This window comes from Pseudoxanthomonas sp. (genome assembly GCF_036845285.1).
Classification (GTDB): Bacteria; Pseudomonadota; Gammaproteobacteria; order Xanthomonadales; family Xanthomonadaceae; genus Pseudoxanthomonas_A.
On the sequence record NZ_DAIUEE010000011.1, the window covers coordinates 21,295 to 38,600 of the forward strand.

A 17,306-nucleotide genomic window follows, 5' to 3' on the forward strand; every position below is an offset into this window, starting at 1 on the left:
GTTGCATTTCCTCGTCGTTAGTTAGGCAACGCGCAATTGCGCGCCTGCAACATGATGACAAGCCCGTTACCCGTGTCAAGCGGTTGGCCGGTTATCTTTGTCAATCCGTTGTTAAACCTTATGGGGCGGGCGAAAGCGGCGCGCGCCGCCCCTCTGGACTGCGCAGGGCGTCAGGCGATCTCTACCGCGATCGCGGTCGCTTCGCCGCCACCGATGCAGAGCGTCGCGATGCCGCGCTTCGCGCCGCGCGTGCGAAGCGCGTTGATCAGGGTCACGACCAGGCGCGCGCCCGATGCGCCGATCGGGTGGCCGAGTGCGCAGGCGCCACCGTTGACGTTGACCTTGTCGTGCGGGATGCCCAGCTCCTTGATCGGAGCCATCGCGACCACGGCGAAGGCTTCGTTGACTTCGAACAGGTCCACCTGGTCCACCGTCCAGCCGACCTGCTTGAGCAGCTTGTCGATGGCGGCGACCGGGGCGGTGGTGAACCATTCCGGTGCCTGCGAGAACGTGGCATGGCCGACGATCCTCGCCAGCGGCTTGAGGCCGCGCCTGGCGGCTTCGTCGGCGCTCAGCAGCACGGTGGCGGCGGCGCCGTCGGAGATGCTGGACGAACTGGCGGCAGTGACGCTGCCGTCCTTCTTGAAGGCCGGCTTCAGTGTCGGGATCTTGGTGATGTCGGACTTGCCGGGTTGTTCGTCGGTGGCGACCTCGACCTCGCCCTTGCGGGTGGCGACCTTCACCGGGACGATTTCGTCGTTGAACGCGCCCGAGGCCTGCGCCGCCTGCGCGCGGGTGACCGACTCGATGGCGAACGCGTCCTGCTCCTCGCGGCTGAAGCCGAACTTGTCGACGGTCGCCTCGGCGAACACACCCATCGGCTGGCCGTCGTACGGGCTGGTCAGGCCGTCCCACGCCATGTGGTCGACCGCCTGGAAGTTGCCGTAACGGTTGCCGGTGCGCGAATTGGGAATCAGGTGCGGGGCATTGCTCATCGACTCCATGCCGCCCGCCACAACGATGCTGGCCGAGCCGGCCTTGATCAGGTCGTGGCCCAGCATGATGGCCTTCATGCCCGAGCCGCAGACCTTGTTGATGGTAGTGGCACCGGCGGCGTCCGGAATGCCGGCCGCACGCGAGGCCTGGCGGGCGGGTGCCTGGCCCAGGTTGGCCGGCAGCACGCAGCCCATGATGACTTCGGACACGTCGGCGGCGGGAATGCCGGACTGCTCCAGCGCGGCGGCGATGGCGGCGGCGCCGAGCGTCGGGGAGGGGACGCCGGTGAACTGGCCAAGGAACGAACCGATGGCGGTGCGCTTGGCAGCGGCGATGACGATGTCGGACATGGAGGACTTCCCGCGTGGAGTGAAGCCCCGATTATCCCGCCCCTGCCCGACGGCGGGCAAATCGGCCGTTGGTACAGGGTCACGCGTCCCGCCGTGCCGGGCGTATGCTGGCCGCCAGGGGAGGGAGCATGACGGAAGGATCATCGACAGAACCGGCCGCACGGCCTTTCGTCGTACCGTGCGCAGACCTCGACAATGGCGCTCCGTGGCGCTGGCTGCGCGCCGGCTGGCGCGACCTGCGCCGCGCGCCCGGGCTGACCCTGCTGTTCGGCACGGTGATCGTGCTGGTCAGTCTGGGCATCTCCTGGCTGGCCTACCTGCTCGGGCGGTTCGCCCTGTTGGCGACGTTGCTGTCCGGCTTCGTATTCGTGGCACCGCTGATCTGCGTGGGCCTGTACTGCGTCAGTCGTGCGCTGGAGCAGGGACGCACGCCGCGGCTGCGCGATTCCTTCGTACTGGCGAAGCGCGTACTCGGACAGGCGGGCGTCTATGCCCTGGGGCAGGGCGTGATCATCCTGTTGTGGTCGCGTGCCGGCATGATGGTCAGTGCGTTCTTCCCCTTCGATGGCAGCGACCCGCCGGCGTTCTGGGAGTTCCTGGCATTGGGCTCGGCCGTAGGCGCGGTGTTCGCGACGCTGACTTTCGCCGTCACCGTCTTTTCGCTGCCGATGATCGCCGACCGCGACGTGGACATGGTCACGGCCGCGGTCTCCAGCGTGCACGCCGTGATGCGCAACAAGCGCGTGATGGTCCTCTGGGGCCTGGTGCTGGTCACGCTGACGGCGATGGGTTTCGCTACCGCGCTACTGGGCCTGGGCTTGCTGATGCCATGGCTGGCCTACGCCAGTTGGCATGGCTACCGGGAGACGCTCGACGCGTCCGCCTGGGCTGCATTGGAATAGGGCACGCGGTAAAGTCGGGCCGGGCGATGCAGGGGTGCACCGCCACGATCAGGGAGAACGGGGATGAAGGGATTGCACGACGGCTTGGCCGTCCGCGCACGCGCGGCAGGCTTGGGGATGTTCGCACTGGTGCTGGCCGCATGCGGGGGCGGTGGTGGAGGCTCGACGGTGCGGCCGGATCCGCCGCCACCGACGGGCGTGGGGTTTACGCCCAATGTGGCCATCGATGCCTCGCTGACCCAGGTGAATCCTCCCGTCGCGCCGACGCAGTCGCCGCCGGCATCCTTGCCGCAGTACAGCCAGCACCTGCAGCTGATTGGAGCGGCCCGTTCGCTGGGTGCGGGGTTGACCGGGCAGGGCGTGACCATCGGCTTCGTCGACACCGGCGTGAACCGCAACCATCCCGCACTAAGTGGCCGGGTCAACGCCAACTTCGTCAACGTCAATCCTGCGACCAACAACACCAGCGTCGACGACGTCGTGGGGCACGGCACCATCGTGGCGCAGATCGCTGCGGGCCGCGGCATCGGCAACTGGGGCGGGGGTGTGGCGCCGGGGGCGAGCATCGTGTCCTCGCGCATCATCGGCGACACGCGTCCGGACGACGATGGCACCGGCGAAGGCAACGAAATCGGAGCCGGCCAAGGCTACGGTGACTTCTTCCGCAGCATCAACAGCCAACTGGCCGGGGCGGGCGCGCGGATCATCAACAATTCGTGGGGCGGGCTGTACTGGAACGACGCCGCGCTGACGACCGAACTGGCGGCGGCCTACCGCGACTTCGTGATCGGCCGTGGCGGCCTGATCGTGTTCGCCAACGGCAATGCGGGAGACATCCCGGCATTGCGTGCCAATCCCTCCGACAATGCCGCACTGCCCAGCCTGTCCGCAGCGGCGGCCCACCTGGAGCGCGGGTGGCTGACGGTCGCTGCGCTGGACCCGGACAATCCCACCCGCCTGACCGACTACTCGCAGGCCTGCGGCATTGCGATGAACTACTGTCTGGCCGCGCCCGGCAACGTCGTCTTCATCGATCCCGCCGCGCGCACGGGCGATGCCAGCTACAGCCTCTACCTCGGGGGCGGCACGTCGTATGCGGCGCCGCAGGTGTCGGGTGCAGCGGCCGTGGTGTGGTCGGCATTCCCGTACTTCAACAACGATCTGGTGAGGCAGACGCTGCTGGGTACCGCACGTGACCTGGGTGCGACGGGCGTCGATGCCGAGTTTGGTTGGGGCGTGCTGGATGTGGGCCGCGCCGCGAACGGCCCCGCGCAGTTCGCGTGGGGCGACGTCACCGTGTCGTTCACCGGCACCTCGGTCTGGCGCAATGCCATTTCGGGTCCCGGCGGGCTGATCAAGCAGGGGGCAGGAACGCTGATCCTGGCCGACCGCGCCTTCTACACCGGCGACACCCGGGTGGAAGCGGGTGGCCTGTACCTCGCGAACGGCAACGGGTTCTCCAACATCCACGTCAGCCCCGGCGCCACCGTGTGGTCGGGTGGCTATGCCTCGTCGATCAACAACAATGGCACCTACCTGACTGCAGCGACCAACACGGTCGGTGCCTACCGCTTTGCGCAGGGTCCCAACGGCAATCTCGGCGTGTGGCTCGGCAATCCGTTCAGCGCGTCGATCGAGGCGCGCCTGGATGGCCAGATCAGCGTGCTGGGTGTCAAGAGCGGCTATGTCACGACCGCGCGGGAGGTGCTGCTGAACTCGGGGCAGATCATCGGGCGCTTTAGCAGCCTGAAAGCGGCACCCAGCGTTTTCCTGGATGCATCGCTGGCCTACGACGCCAACAATGTCTACCTGGACATCAAGCGCATCGACGTGTCTCGCGCCATCGCGGGGCTGTCGTTGCCGAAGTCGGCGCAGGCGTCGGCCGTCAGGATGGAAGCGGCCATGTCCGCCATCGACGGGCAACTGGCGGGACAGGCCACGACGCGCATCGGCCAGGGATTCATCGACGGCGCCGGCGCGCTGCAGCAGTCGGGGAGCATCGCGGAAGCCGATGCCTCGCTGCGCAGCCTGTCTGGCGATCTGCATGCGGTCGCGGACGCGATGACGTACGACGTGATCGGTGCCGGCCGCCGCGCACTGGGTGAACGCGCCGAACAGCGCGCATCGCGCGGTGCCACGGGTGCCGACTGGTACCAGGCCCTGGGCGCACCGGGGCAGGGTGCGCTGGGCGTGGCGCGATACCAGGCCGATGGTTGGCTGCTGGGCAGTGACGGGCAGTTGGGTCGCCAGGGCTTCGCCGGCATGGCATTCGGTGAAGCCCGCGCCAGCGGTGGCGCGCAGGCGGGCCGGGACCGCGGCCGCGATCGCCAGACCCAGGCGCTCGCTTACGTGGGCGGCGACTGGAACGGCACGCATCTGGTCGGCCTGCTCGGTGCGGGACGTTTCGACCGGCAGATCGATCGTGGCCTGCTGGTCGGCGGGAAGATGCAGGGCGTGGCCACCGGTTATGCCGGTCGCTATTTCACGGCGAGTGTGGAGACCGGTCGCCGTCTCGGCCATCCCCTGGCGTGGGTGTCGCCGTATGCCGGGCTAGAGTTCACCCGCCTGCAGCGCGATGGATTCACGGAACTGGGCGCGGAGGGCTTCGGCCTGACGACGCGCGACAGCCGCACCGACCGGCTGCAGGCGCTGGCTGGTGCACGTGCGTACCGTGGCTGGGAAACGTCGAAGCGGGGGACCGTGTCCTTGCAGGCCTATGTCGAGTGGCAACGTACGCTGGATGGCCGTGGCCTGGATGTGGACGCCAGTTTCGTCGGCGTGGACAGTTGGGCGCCGCTGGCAATGGCGGAACGCACCAGCACGCACCTGGGCGTCGTGCTGGAACTGTCGCCATGGCGCAAGGCGATGCTGTCGTTCGGCTATGACCTGCGCGATGGCAGCGGCGAGCGCAGCGACAGGCAGTGGTCGTCGCGATTGCGCGTGGGGTTCTGAGCGCGCAACGGATGCCATCGCGGGGCGGGCTTGAGCCCGCCATCGCCATCAATGAAGCAGACGGTGGGCCAAGGCCCACCCTACGGTGCCAGGCGGATCAGCTCCGCCCGTCGAACAACTCCCGGCCGATCAGCATCCGGCGGATCTCGTTGGTGCCGGCGCCGATCGCATAGAGCTTGGCGTCGCGCAGCAGGCGGCCGGCCGGGTACTCGTTGATGTAGCCGTTGCCGCCGAGCGACTGGATCGCTTCCAGCGTGACCTGCACGGCGGCTTCCGACGCATGCAGCAGGCAGCTGGCCGCGGCAGCACGCGAGCCCTGGCCTTCGTCGAAGCCGCGTGCCACCTGGTAGGCGAACGCACGACTGGACTGCAGCGCGGTGTACATGTCCGCCAGCTTGCCCTGCATCAGGCCGAACGTGCCGATGGCGGCATCGAACTGCTTGCGCTCGCGCACGTAGGGCAGGGTGATGTCGAGCGCGGCCTGCATCAGGCCGATCGGGCCGCCGCTCAGCACCAGGCGCTCGGTGTTCAGGCCGCTCATCAGCACGCGCACGCCCTGGTTCACTTCGCCCAGCACGTTTTCCTGTGGGATTTCGCAGTTCTCGAACACCAGTTCGCAGGTGTTGCTGCCACGCATCCCCAGCTTGTCCAGCTTCTGCGCCGTGGAGAAGCCCTTCATGCCGCGTTCGACGATGAAGGCGGTCATGCACTTGCTGCCTGCGTCCTTGCCGGCGGTGCGCATGTAGACCAGCAGCACGTCGGCTTCCGGTCCGTTGGTGATCCACATCTTGTTGCCGTTGGCGATCCAGACGCCGTCGCGCAGCTCGGCGCGGCAGCTCATCGAGCCGACCACGTCGGAGCCGGCGCCGGGTTCGCTCATCGCCAGCGCGCCCTTCCACTCACCGCTGCACAGCTTCGGCAGGTACTTCGCGCGCTGTGCGGCGTTGCCGTTGAGGTAGAGATTCGAGACGCACAGGTTGGAGTGCGCGCCGTAGCTCAGGCCGACCGAACCCGAGGCGCGCGAGATTTCCTCCATCGCGACCAGGTGGGCCAGGTAGCCCATGCCGCTGCCGCCGAACCCGGGGTCGACGGTGATGCCCAGCAGGCCCAGTTCGCCCAGCTTCGGCCACAGGTCCTGCGGGAACACATTGTCGTGGTCGATCTGCGCCGCACGCGGCGCGATCTCGGTCTGCGCGAACCGCTGCACGGCTTCACGCAGCGCGTCGATGTCCTCCCCCAGTGCGAATGCCTGCATGGCTCCCCTCCTCATCCCAAAAAGTACGGCCGCTGCGTGCGGCCCTGCGCGAAGTGTAGCGGGCGGCGCAACAAATGACGGCCTGCACCGCAGCATGCGGGATGGTGGTCGTGCAGCGGAGTTGCGAAGGATGCTGCGATGCGCTCCTTCCCCCGCGTGCGGGGGAAGGTCGGGATGGGGGCGACGAAGCCGCGATGCCTGCGGACGGCAGATACCCATCGAGTGATGCGCGAAACACTGTTCCGAGTGCCTGGTGCAGAGAAGTTTCAGGGCTTCGGCTTGCCCCCACCCCATCCCTCTCCCGCAAGCGGAGGAGGGAGCAATCTTGTTACCTCGGATCGAGAGCGGGACGTCGTCGGCGCATTGCCCGACGCATGCGCGTCAGTGCTCCCCGCGCAGGTGCCCCATGAAGCGCGGGGCGGTGCGGCCCAGCGGCAGCTTGAGCTTGCCGATCGCGGTCATGCGCGCTTCGGCGATGCGGTCGGCGGCGTACTGCGGTGCGATGTTTTCCTTCTCCGCCAGATCGAAGATCTTGCCGACGGTGTGGTAGATGGTCCGCATCATGCGCATGGCGCGTTCGCGGTTGTAGCCGTCGATCTCCAGCGACACGTTCATCACGCCGCCCGCGTTCACCGCGTAGTCCGGCGCGTACAGGATGCCGCGCTTGGCCGCTTCCACGCCGGTGACGTGCGACATCTGGTTGTTGGCGGTACCGCAGATGACCTTGGCCTTCAGGCGCGGCAGGGTCTGTTCGTTGATCGCGTACTCCAGCGCGCACGGGCTGAACACGTCGACCGGCAGGTCATAGATTTCGTCCGGCTTGATCGCTTCGGCGCCGTATTCCTCTACCGCGTGCTCGACGAGCGCCGGATTGAGGTCGGTGACGAACAGCTTGGCGCCGCGTTCCTTCAGCAGCTTCACGTACTCCATGCCGATGTGGCCCAGGCCCTGCACGGCGATGCTGTACTTGCCGATCTCCTCGTTGCCGAACTTGCGGTTCAGCGTGGCCATCAGGCCCTGCAGCGCGCCGTAGGCGGTGAACGGGGCGGGGTCGCCGGAACCGCCGTGCACCTGGTGCACGCCGACCACGTATTCGGTCTCGCGGTACACGTTTTCCATGTCGTTGACGTCGGTGCCGACGTCCTCGGCGGTGATGTAGCGGCCGCCCAGCGAATCGACGTAGCGGCCGAAGCTGCGGAACAGTACCTCGGTCTTGTCCGCGCTGCTGTCGCCGATGATCACCGCCTTGCCGCCGCCGACGTTCAGGCCGGCCAGCGCGTTCTTGTAGGTCATCGTGCGGCTCAGGCGCAGCGCGTCGTTCAGCGCCAGCGCGCTGTCGGCGTAGGGGCGCATGCGCACGCCACCCAGGGCCGGACCCAGCACCGTGCTGTGGATGGCGATGATGGCCTTCAGCCCGGCATCCGGGTTGTGGCAGAAGACGACCTGTTCGTGGCCAGAGGTGTCGAGGGTTTCGAAGATCATGGGTGGGCTCCGGTGCGCGGGCGGGGACCGGCGCGGGCTTGCCTTCTGGGCGGCTAACGGGTGGTCAGAAAAGAAAAAAGCGACGTTTCCGGATCAGGCCGTGCTCGTCGCAGGGCGCCAGTCTAATCCAAGTCGCCGAGTGCCGAGATGACGCCCGCGCGACGGTACGGGGTGACCTCCAGCCTATTGCTGGAATAGAACGACCGTGCTATTCGTGTCGCCATGACGCCACAAGCCGCCACCCACAAGGGCAACGCCACCCGCGAGATGATCGTCGCGCGTGCCTATGACATCGCGGCCAGGCATGGCCTGGAAGGGCTGTCGATCGGCGAACTGGCCACGGCGGCCGGCATGTCGAAGAGCGGGGTGTTCGCCCATTTCGGTTCGCGCGAGGACCTGCAGCTGACCGTGCTGGAATGGACGGCCGAGCGTTACGCCCTGGCGGTGATCGTCCCGGCGGTCGGGTTGCCGCGCGGCCTGCCGCGCCTGCGCGCGATCATGGAGAACTGGTTCCGCTGGGTCTGCGACAACCCGGATGGCTGCATCATCCTGGCCGCCGCCCACGAGTACGACGCCCGTCCGGGCCTGCTGCACGACCGCATCGTCGACTGGCTGCGCCAGCTGCGCTTGCAGTTGCTCAAGGCGATCGGCATGTGCGTCGACACCGGCGAGCTGTCACGCGATACCGATCCGGTACTGCTGGCGTTCGAACTGTTTGCCATCGCCCAGGGCTTGCACGATGCCCGTCTTTACGACGCCGACCAGGCGCCGCAGCTCGCCCACCGCTCGCTGGACCGCCTGCTGGCGTCCTACGGCGCTCCCGCTGTTTCCACCTCCGCCTGATTCCCCTTGAGGTTTCCGCCATGGCCGCTGTCTCTGTCTCCCGGAATAGCACGACCGTTCGTAAATCATGGATGCTGTCGCTGCTGAGCGCGCGCTTCACCGTCGGCAGCTGGCTGGCCCCGCGCAGCACGCTGGCCAGCGCCTTCCAACTGTTCTGCACGCCCATGCCGGGTGCGCGCACGCGTGCCCGCCAGGCCGAGACCGGCGGCGCCCGCATCGGTGAACTTGCCTTCGGTCGCGAACGCTTGGCCACCTACACCTGGGGCGACCCGCAGCGCCAGCCCACCGTGCTGCTGGTGCATGGCTGGTCCAGCTTCGGGCTGCGCTTCCTGCCGTGGGTGGAACCGCTGCGCCGCGCCGGCTACGCGGTGGTGGCGTTCGACCAGCCCGCGCATGGCCGCAGCAGCGGGCGACGGGCGACGCTGCCGATGTTCGCGGAAGCGGCCCGCCGCGTCGCCGACAGCATAGGTCCGCTGGCCGCCATCGTCGGTCACTCGCTGGGCGGTGCGGCCACGGCAATCGCGATGACGCGTGGCCTGCAGGCCGAGCGCGTGATCCTGCTCGCGCCGGCCGCCGATCCATTCGATGCCGCAAGACGCTTCGGCGGCATGGTCGGGCTGGCGCAGTTCCTCAGCCGGCGTCTGTTCGACGAATACCAGGAACTTACTGCGCACGACATCCGCGACCTGCACGCGCAGGCCACCGCACCACAGATCGCGCGGCCGGGCCTGATCGTGCACGACCTGGAAGACACCGACGTGCCCTGGTGCGAAGGCGAACGCTATGCGCGCTACTGGCCGCAGGCGACGCTGCTCAGCACGACGGGCCTAGGCCATCACCGCGTGACCATCGCACCGGAAACGCTGGACGCGTCGCTGTGCTTCCTGCGCGGCGAAGCCGTTGGCCAGCGCGTCGTCTCCACGCGCGAGTTGCCGTTCGGATTGTGCTGAACCGCTGACCGCACGCCCCCGTAGGGTGTGAGGCGCGTGTCCATTGGTATGCCTTTGGTGAGGTGCCGACACGCGAACGGCTACAATCGCCGGTCTATACAGCACGTGAGTGAGGGCACGCGTGAGCACACCTGCCAGCCAGTTTCCCGCCGCACAGGCCGACGCCACGCCGTTGCGCTTCGTCACCGCCGCCAGCCTGTTCGACGGGCACGACGCGGCCATCAACATCATGCGACGCCTGATCCAGGGCGAGGGTGCGGAAGTCATCCACCTGGGCCACAACCGCAGCGTCGAGGACGTCGTCCGCGCCGCGCTGCAGGAAGACGCCGACGGCATCGCGCTGTCCAGCTACCAGGGCGGCCACGTCGAATACTTCAAATACATGGTCGACATGCTGAAGGAACGCGGCGCCGGTCATGTGCGCGTGTTCGGCGGCGGCGGCGGCACCATCACCCCGGAAGAGATCGCCGAACTGCAGGCCTACGGCGTGGAGCGCATCTACCACCCCAACGACGGCATGAAGATGGGCCTGGTGGAAATGATCCAGGACGTGGTGGGCCGCGCTGGCGCGGCCCGTGATTCGTCATTGGTGATGGGTGATTCGATGCAGGGTGCGGCCCCTGCGCTCAACGACGAGGCGGGCATTGGCCGCATGCTCAGTGCAATCGAGGATGGCCTGTTCTCTGAGGCCGAACTCGCTCTTCTGCGCAAAGGCTGGGCCAACTCGCGTTCCAGCGAATCACAAATCACAAATCACAAATCACGCCCGACCACGCCGGTGGTCGGCATCACCGGTACCGGCGGCGCCGGCAAGTCGTCGGTCACCGACGAACTGATGAACCGCTTCCTGTCCTGCTTCCCGCAGATGCACATCGCGGTGATTTCGGTCGATCCCACCCGCCGCCGCACCGGCGGCGCGCTGCTCGGCGACCGCATCCGCATGAACGCCCTGCGCAGCGAACGCATCTACATGCGCTCCATGGCCACGCGCCGCCAACACGTGGCGACGAATGCCGTGCTGAAGGATTGCATCGCGTTCCTGAAGTCGCTGGGCTTCGACCTGGTGATCGTCGAGACCGCCGGCATCGGCCAGAGCGATTCGGAGATCGTCGACCTGGTCGACTTCCCCATGTACGTGATGACCAGCGACTACGGCGCGGCTAGCCAGTTGGAGAAGATCGACATGATCGACTTCGCCGAGCTGATCGTGCTGAACAAGTACGACAAGCGCGGCGCCGAAGACGCCCTGCGCGACGTGCGCAAGCAGTGGAAGCGCAACCGCGTGGCGTTCCAGACCCCGGACGCCGACGTGCCGGTGTATCCCACCATCGCCAGCCAGTTCAACGATCCCGGCGTCAGCTGGATGTTCGCCAACCTGTGCCGTCTGTTGCGCGATAAGCTGCAACTGCCGGCGGAGAAGTGGACGCCCGCGCTCGATACGGAATTGAAGGAACCGCGCGCCACCGTGCTGATCCCCGGCAGCCGCGTACGCTACCTGGCCGAGATCGCCGAACAGGGCCGCGGCATCAACCGCCGTATCGAGACCGAAGCCGAGACCGCCAGCCGTGCGCAGCATTACTGGAATGCGCTGAAGGATCTTGAGGATCCGGCGTTGCCGAAGGCGTTGGAGCTGTATGCATCGGATGCGCTCCTTCCCCTGCTTGCGGGGGAAGGTGCCCGGAGGGCGGATGGGGGCCAGCGCGGTGACACGGGCCCCCATCCCAGCCTTCCCCCGCGAGCGGGGGAAGGGGCCGTTTCAGTGGACCGTTCGTTGCTGACGCTCCGCCAGCGCTACAACGACGCCATCCAGTCGCTGTCGTCCGAGGCGCTCAAGCTGCTGCGCGAGTGGCCGGCGCGGCACAAGGCGGTGACCGATCCGGTCAACGAGTACCAGGTGCGCGGCAAGACCATCCGCATCGACAACTACACCACCTCGCTCAGCCACCAGCAGATACCGAAGATCGCGCCGCCGCCATACCAGGGCTGGGGCGAGCTGCTGACGTTCCTGCAGAAGGAAAACCTGCCCGGTAGCTATCCGTACACCGGCGGTGTGTATCCGTATCGCCGCACCGGCGAGGATCCCATCCGCATGTTCGCCGGCGAGGGCACGCCGGAGCGCACCAATCGCCGCTTCCATTACCTCTCGGTCGGCCAGCCGGCCGCGCGCCTGTCCACCGCCTTCGACAGCGTCACCCTGTACGGCGAAGACCCGGCGCCGCGCCCGGACATCTACGGCAAGATCGGCAACTCCGGCGTCAACATCCCCACGCTGGACGACATGAAGAAGCTGTACTCCGGCTTCGACCTGTGCGCGCCCACCACCTCGGTATCGATGACGATCAACGGCCCGGCGCCGATGATCCTGGCGATGTTCATGAACACCGCCATCGACCAGCAGGTGGAGAAGTACCTGAAGGCCGACGACGCGCGCTGGGCCGAGGCGCAGCAGAAGATCGACGCGTTCTTCGAAGGCCGTGGGCGCCCGCAGTACCACGGCGAACTGCCGCCGACGAACACCGGCCTGGGCCTGGGCCTGCTCGGCATCACCGGCGACCAGCTGGTGGACGAGGAGACCTACGCGCGCATCAAGACCGAAACGCTGGCCACCGTGCGCGGCACGGTGCAGGCCGACATCCTGAAGGAAGACCAGGCGCAGAACACCTGCATCTTCAGCACCGAATTCGCCCTGCGCATGATGGGCGACATCCAGCAGTACTTCGTCGATCACGCGGTGCGCAATTTCTACTCGGTGAGCATTAGCGGTTACCACATCGCCGAGGCCGGGGCGAACCCGATCAGCCAGCTCGCTTTCACGCTGAGCAACGGCTTCACCATCGTCGAGTACTACCTGGCGCGCGGCATGAAGATCGACGACTTCGCGCCCAACCTGTCGTTCTTCTTCAGCAACGGCATGGACCCGGAGTACACCGTCATCGGCCGCGTCGCCCGCCGCATCTGGGCACGCGCCATGCGCGAGCGCTACGGCGCCAACGAACGCAGCCAGATGATGAAGTACCACATCCAGACGTCGGGCCGCTCGCTGCACGCGCAGGAGATCCAGTTCAACGACATCCGCACCACGCTGCAAGCTCTTTACGCACTCTTTGACAACTGCAACAGCCTGCACACGAATGCCTATGACGAGGCGATCACCACGCCGACGGAAGAAAGCGTGCGCCGCGCGGTCGCCATCCAGATGATCATCAACAAGGAGCTGGGGCTGAACTTCAACGAGAACCCGTGGCAGGGCAGCTTCGTGGTCGACCAGCTCACCGACATCGTGGAAGAGGCGGTCTACAAGGAGTTCGAAGCGATCAGCGAGCGCGGTGGCGTGCTCGGCGCGATGGACACCATGTACCAGCGCGGCAAGATCCAGGAAGAGTCGCTGTACTACGAACACAAGAAGCACGACGGCAGCCTGCCGCTGGTGGGCGTGAACACCTTCCTGCCGCGCGAGCACGGCGGCGAGATCGCCACCGAGATCGAGCTGATCCGCTCGACGGAAGAGGAGAAGGCCCAGCAGATCGCCAACGTCCGCGCCTGGCAGGCCTCGCGCAACGCGCTGGCGCCGGAAGGCGAGACCGACCACAGCCACGTGTCGGCGCTGGAAGAACACGCCGAACCCGAAGTCCACGACGGCCACGGCCTGGCTTACCTGCAGCGCACCGCCCGCGAACGCCGCAACGTGTTCGCCTCGTTGATCGAAGCGGTGAAGACGCACAGCCTGGGGCAGATCAGCCACGCGCTGTACGACGTGGGTGGCGAGTACCGGCGGAATATGTAGGAGTCCGCGTCAACGAAAACCCCGCCTCGGCGGGGTTTTCCATATAGCGCGGCAGTGAGCCACGACGTGTGGGTGGGAGGCGCGCGGACTTGGCGGGCCTGCGTTTCGCGCCGGCATTCCGGGACTTTGTCGGCGGTGACGGACGTTCGGCGCGCCGGCCTGTCCGCGTGGGGCGCGCGTCTGTAAGTTACGCCGCAGCTCGCGCCTCCAGCGCGTCCCGATCCCTTCATGCCCACTGTCCGAGGCTTTGCATGCCGCTCTTCTTCCTGCGTTGCGCCACCGTGCTGGCTGCTGTCACCAGTGCGGCTTGCGCGAGTGCGTCTCCGGTAACCACCTCCCGCGATGCCGACCTCGACGCCACGCTGTCCGCGATCGTGAAGGACACGGGCGTGCCCAGCGTCTCTGTGACCCGCATCGAGGAGGGCAGGATCGTCGCCGTGGGCGTGGCGGGCGAACGCGCGGCCGGCCAGCCGGCGACCCGTGCCACCCGTTACAACGTCGCGTCGCTGACCAAGCCCGTCGCCGCCGAGGTGGTCCTGCGGCTCGCCTCGGAAGGACGGTTCTCGCTCGACGACCGCATGGCCGATGCCTGGGTCGATCCGGACATCGCCGGCGATCCCCGGCACGCGCTGCTGACACCGCGTTTCGCGCTGGCGCACCAGACCGGATTTCCGAACTGGCGCAGTCCGTCCGGGCTGGCCTTCATCGCCGATCCCGGTGGCGCGCCGGGCTATTCGGGCGAAGGCTACGAGTACGTCGCGCACTACGTCCAGGCACTGACCGGCGACGGTCTCGACCAGCACGCACAACGACTCGTGTTCGGGCCGATGGGCCTGCGCGCCATCGCCTTCACCGCCACGGACGCCGTCGATATCGCCAGCAGCAGGCGAGAGGGCCAATGGCATCCACCGGTCTTCCGCGCTCGCCCATCGGCCGCCGATGACCTGCTGACCACGGCCGAGGACTATGCGGGATTCGTGGTGTCGGTGATGGCGGGCGAGGGCGTCAGTCCGTCGCTGCTGGCGGAGCGCCACCGTGTGCAGGCCGATCGCCGCGGAGAAATCTGCGCCGGCATTCCTGCGGATGTCTGTCCCGACCGCGCAGGGTTCACGCTGGGCTGGGAGCTGTTCGACTTCGGCGGCACCCTCTATTACCTGCATACCGGGATGGACGAAGACACGTTCGCGTTCGCCTACTGGGTGCCCTCGACGCGCAGTGGCACGGTCATCCTGACCAACAGCCCGGACGGGTATCGCGCGGTGCTGCCTGTGCTGGATGCGATCGGAGCGGACGCGACGTTCGTCGGGATGTTGCGCGCACAAGCATCGCGCTGACCTTCCGCCGGCGCCGTGACCTCTGGCGGGACGGTCGTCCGCGCCACGCGACGTTCAACGGTACGCCTCCGGCCCGTGCCGGATCGGGTCGCCGTAGCGGCAGATCGCATGACATTCCCTCGCCCTGCAAAGGGGGGGGGAGAGGGTGCCGAAGGCGGATAAAGGGGGAACTAGGAGGCGGAGGTGTCGACGCACGATGACGTGCCGCGCTTGCCCTTTACGTAGGGCGGGCTCCAGCCCGCGTTTGGGTGCGCGATGGCGGGCTTGAGCCCGCCCTACGGCACTCGACGCACTTCACCGTCATCCCCGCGTAGGCGGGGACCCAGCGCCTTGAGCGCATAAAAGCGAAGTCACTGGGCCCCGGCCTTCGCCGGGGTGACGGGGTACGCGCGATGCGTCGTTCGTCCCCTCGCCCTGCGAAGCGGGGAGAGGGTGCCGAAGGCGGGTGAGGGGCGAACGGAGGAGCGGAGGTGTCGGCGCACGATGACGTACCGCGCCCGGCCCCTCATCCGCACTCCGGGCACCTTCTCCCCGCTGCGCAGGGAGAAGGGAACAGCGCATACGGCGTTGCGGTTGCCCACTTATCGGTATACCCCCGGCCCACGCCAGATCAGCTCCCCGCGGCGGTAGATGCGCATGACGTCCACCACGTCGCGGGCGTCGCCGATGGTGCCCAGTTCGGGGTCGCCGGGTTGCACCAGGCGGCAGCCGCCGGAGCCGCGGGTGGCGACGATCTCCAGGGCGCAGACCATCAGGTCGCGGCGGCCGGGCAGGGGGAAGGAGATCTCCTTCATGCCCTGGAGCTGCCATTCGGCGATCTTCCGTTCGTTGCGCAGGTCGTAATAGATCTGGTGGCCGTCCACTTCCATGCTGGGGGTGGCGGCGTTGCCCTGCTGGTTGCCTTGGCGTTGGCCGGCACCGACGGTGGGGCCGTAGTTCTCGGGGGCGGTGTCCTGAGCCAGCATGCCGGGCGGTTGGCCCCAGCGGCTGTTGCGGCGCCAGGCGGGAGTGGGCTGGCTGGCGGGTGGGCGGGTTTCCTGCTGGACGACGGCCTGGTCGGCCTGGGGCGGGGTGGCCTGTTCGTCGGGGCTGAGCGGGTTGTCGGCTTCGGTGACGCGGGTGGTGTTGACGGGGGAGGTGACGGCGGTGGTCACCAGGGGTTTGCGGGGGCGGGGGCGGTCGCTGGGTGGGGTGGCGGCGGCTGGGGGAACGGGGACGCGCTGGTCGTCCTGGGTGGCTTCGCCCAGGAAGTCGACTTTGACGCGGGCGCCGCCGCTGGCGCTGCCTTCGGGCGGGGCCAGGGTGATCTGGGAGGAGTACAGCAGGGCCAGCAGGAACAGGACATGCACCAGTAGGCTCACGAGGGAGCCGATGCTGCGCTCGTGCCGTTTGATGTGGAGGTCTTCCCTGTCCAGCGGACTCAGCGACGCCGCGCGACCGCGACTTGGCGCGTCGCTCATGTGGGGGTGAGGGCGTCGGGGGAGGGGGACTTCATGGGGGAGGAGAAGCGGGGGAGTGAGGAAGGCATTATCAAGCACGCTGCAACATGGTGGTATTCGTCCGAGCCGCACTAGAGCGGCTTCAACCCGCTCTGCCGACTTCAACCCTCTCTCAGGACGGAAAAACCGAACCCCGAGCGGGAATCACCGAACCCAAAGCGGGAAACACCGGACCCGGGCAGGGTGCCAACGAACCCCGAGCGGCGCCCCGACGCGCCGCGCACCCGCCTCAGGCGCCCGACACCCGCGCCTTGTTCCGCAACGACAGGCAGTACGCCACGGTCACTCCGATGCCGAGCAATATCGCCACCGAACCGCCGACCACCGCCACGCCCTCCGGCGCCGCGATCCAGAACCCCGCATAGACCAACCCGCTGAGCGCCAACGACCAGCCCGCGAACCGCTGTGCCTGCCGCGCCCGCGCACTCGGCACGAACCGCTTCGGCATCTGGTTGCCGAACCACGCCACCATCAACCCGATCGCCCCCATCACGATGCGATCGACAGTCGCACTGTCGATATAGCCCCGCGACCGGGCGAACGTCGCGCACAGCGCCAGCACCACGATGCCGATACCCCACGCCAGACTGGTCATCACTTCTCTGTTCATTTCGCAGACTCCTTCTTGGACTTGGGTGCGGCACTGCCCGCACCGAACGAATGGACGAAGCCGAGCAGCGCGTCTTCCAGCACCGACAGCTTCAGGTGGTAGATCACCGACTTGCCGACCTTTTCCGCATGCACCAGGTCGGCCTCCTTCAACACCGCGAAGTGCGCCGACATGGTCGGCTTGGACACGTCGAACTGGTCGGCCAGTTCGCCCGCACTGAGCGGACCCTGGCGCAGCAACTGCAGCACCTGGCGGCGGGTGGGATCGGAAAGGGCGCGGAAGACCTGGCTCATGATGCGATAATTAGCTAAACATCGAAATGTGTCAACCGCCGTTGGTCAGGAGGGGC

General features: G+C 67.4%; 12 protein-coding genes. 6 read left to right on the plus strand and 6 right to left on the minus strand.

From position 1 onward, the window contains the following. Nucleotides 1-170: 170 nt before the first annotated feature. Complete coding sequence (locus V7060_RS13465) at nt 171-1,346, minus strand: thiolase family protein (protein WP_334179766.1); 1,176 nt, start codon at nt 1,344-1,346, stop codon at nt 171-173. Between the two features lie 128 nt (nt 1,347-1,474). Here V7060_RS13465 and V7060_RS13470 point away from each other — a divergent pair, with 128 nt between their 5' ends. Then, nucleotides 1,475-2,248, plus strand: a complete 774-nt coding sequence (locus V7060_RS13470; RefSeq protein ID WP_334179767.1) for a DUF2189 domain-containing protein — start codon at nt 1,475-1,477, stop codon at nt 2,246-2,248. A 63-nt stretch (nt 2,249-2,311) separates the two neighbouring features. Then, on the plus strand, nt 2,312-5,200 hold the full coding sequence (locus tag V7060_RS13475; RefSeq protein WP_334179768.1) for a S8 family serine peptidase: 2,889 nt from the start codon (nt 2,312-2,314) through the stop codon (nt 5,198-5,200). A gap of 97 nt (nt 5,201-5,297) precedes the next feature. Here V7060_RS13475 and V7060_RS13480 read toward each other — a convergent pair whose 3' ends face one another. Next, nucleotides 5,298-6,470, minus strand: a complete 1,173-nt coding sequence (locus V7060_RS13480) for an isovaleryl-CoA dehydrogenase (RefSeq protein ID WP_334179769.1) — start codon at nt 6,468-6,470, stop codon at nt 5,298-5,300. 366 nt (nt 6,471-6,836) lie between these two features. Then, the gene (locus tag V7060_RS13485) at nt 6,837-7,937 is read right to left on the minus strand and encodes a Glu/Leu/Phe/Val dehydrogenase dimerization domain-containing protein (RefSeq protein ID WP_334179770.1); all 1,101 of its coding nucleotides are present in this window, start codon (nt 7,935-7,937) and stop codon (nt 6,837-6,839) included. 222 nt (nt 7,938-8,159) lie between these two features. Between V7060_RS13485 and V7060_RS13490 the strand changes: the two genes are divergently transcribed. The 4 genes from V7060_RS13490 (at nt 8,160) to V7060_RS13505 (ending at nt 14,848) form a co-directional block, all read left to right on the plus strand. Then, the gene (locus V7060_RS13490; protein ID WP_334179771.1) at nt 8,160-8,780 is read left to right on the plus strand and encodes a TetR/AcrR family transcriptional regulator; all 621 of its coding nucleotides are present in this window, start codon (nt 8,160-8,162) and stop codon (nt 8,778-8,780) included. Between the two features lie 71 nt (nt 8,781-8,851). Further along, complete coding sequence (locus V7060_RS13495; protein ID WP_334179772.1) at nt 8,852-9,730, plus strand: alpha/beta hydrolase; 879 nt, start codon at nt 8,852-8,854, stop codon at nt 9,728-9,730. 121 nt (nt 9,731-9,851) lie between these two features. Next, entirely contained in the window at nt 9,852-13,514 is a 3,663-nt protein-coding gene (locus V7060_RS13500) for a methylmalonyl-CoA mutase family protein (protein ID WP_334179773.1), read from the plus strand. Between the two features lie 251 nt (nt 13,515-13,765). Then, the gene (locus tag V7060_RS13505) at nt 13,766-14,848 is read left to right on the plus strand and encodes a serine hydrolase domain-containing protein (RefSeq protein ID WP_334179774.1); all 1,083 of its coding nucleotides are present in this window, start codon (nt 13,766-13,768) and stop codon (nt 14,846-14,848) included. 581 nt (nt 14,849-15,429) lie between these two features. On the opposite strand, the gene V7060_RS13510 is transcribed toward V7060_RS13505, so the two are convergent. The 3 genes from V7060_RS13510 to V7060_RS13520 form a co-directional block, all read right to left on the minus strand. After that, nucleotides 15,430-16,308 carry a type II toxin-antitoxin system RelE/ParE family toxin gene (locus tag V7060_RS13510; RefSeq protein WP_334179775.1) on the minus strand — a complete coding sequence of 293 codons (879 nt, stop codon included), beginning with the start codon at nt 16,306-16,308 and terminating at the stop codon, nt 15,430-15,432. 268 nt (nt 16,309-16,576) lie between these two features. Beyond that, nucleotides 16,577-16,957: a hypothetical protein gene (locus V7060_RS13515; RefSeq protein WP_334179776.1), complete on the minus strand. Its 381-nt coding sequence runs from the start codon at nt 16,955-16,957 to the stop codon at nt 16,577-16,579. After that, nucleotides 16,954-17,250: an autorepressor SdpR family transcription factor gene (locus V7060_RS13520; RefSeq protein ID WP_334179777.1), complete on the minus strand. Its 297-nt coding sequence runs from the start codon at nt 17,248-17,250 to the stop codon at nt 16,954-16,956. The genes V7060_RS13515 and V7060_RS13520 overlap by 4 nt, the downstream gene beginning before the upstream one ends. Nucleotides 17,251-17,306 lie beyond the last annotated feature (56 nt).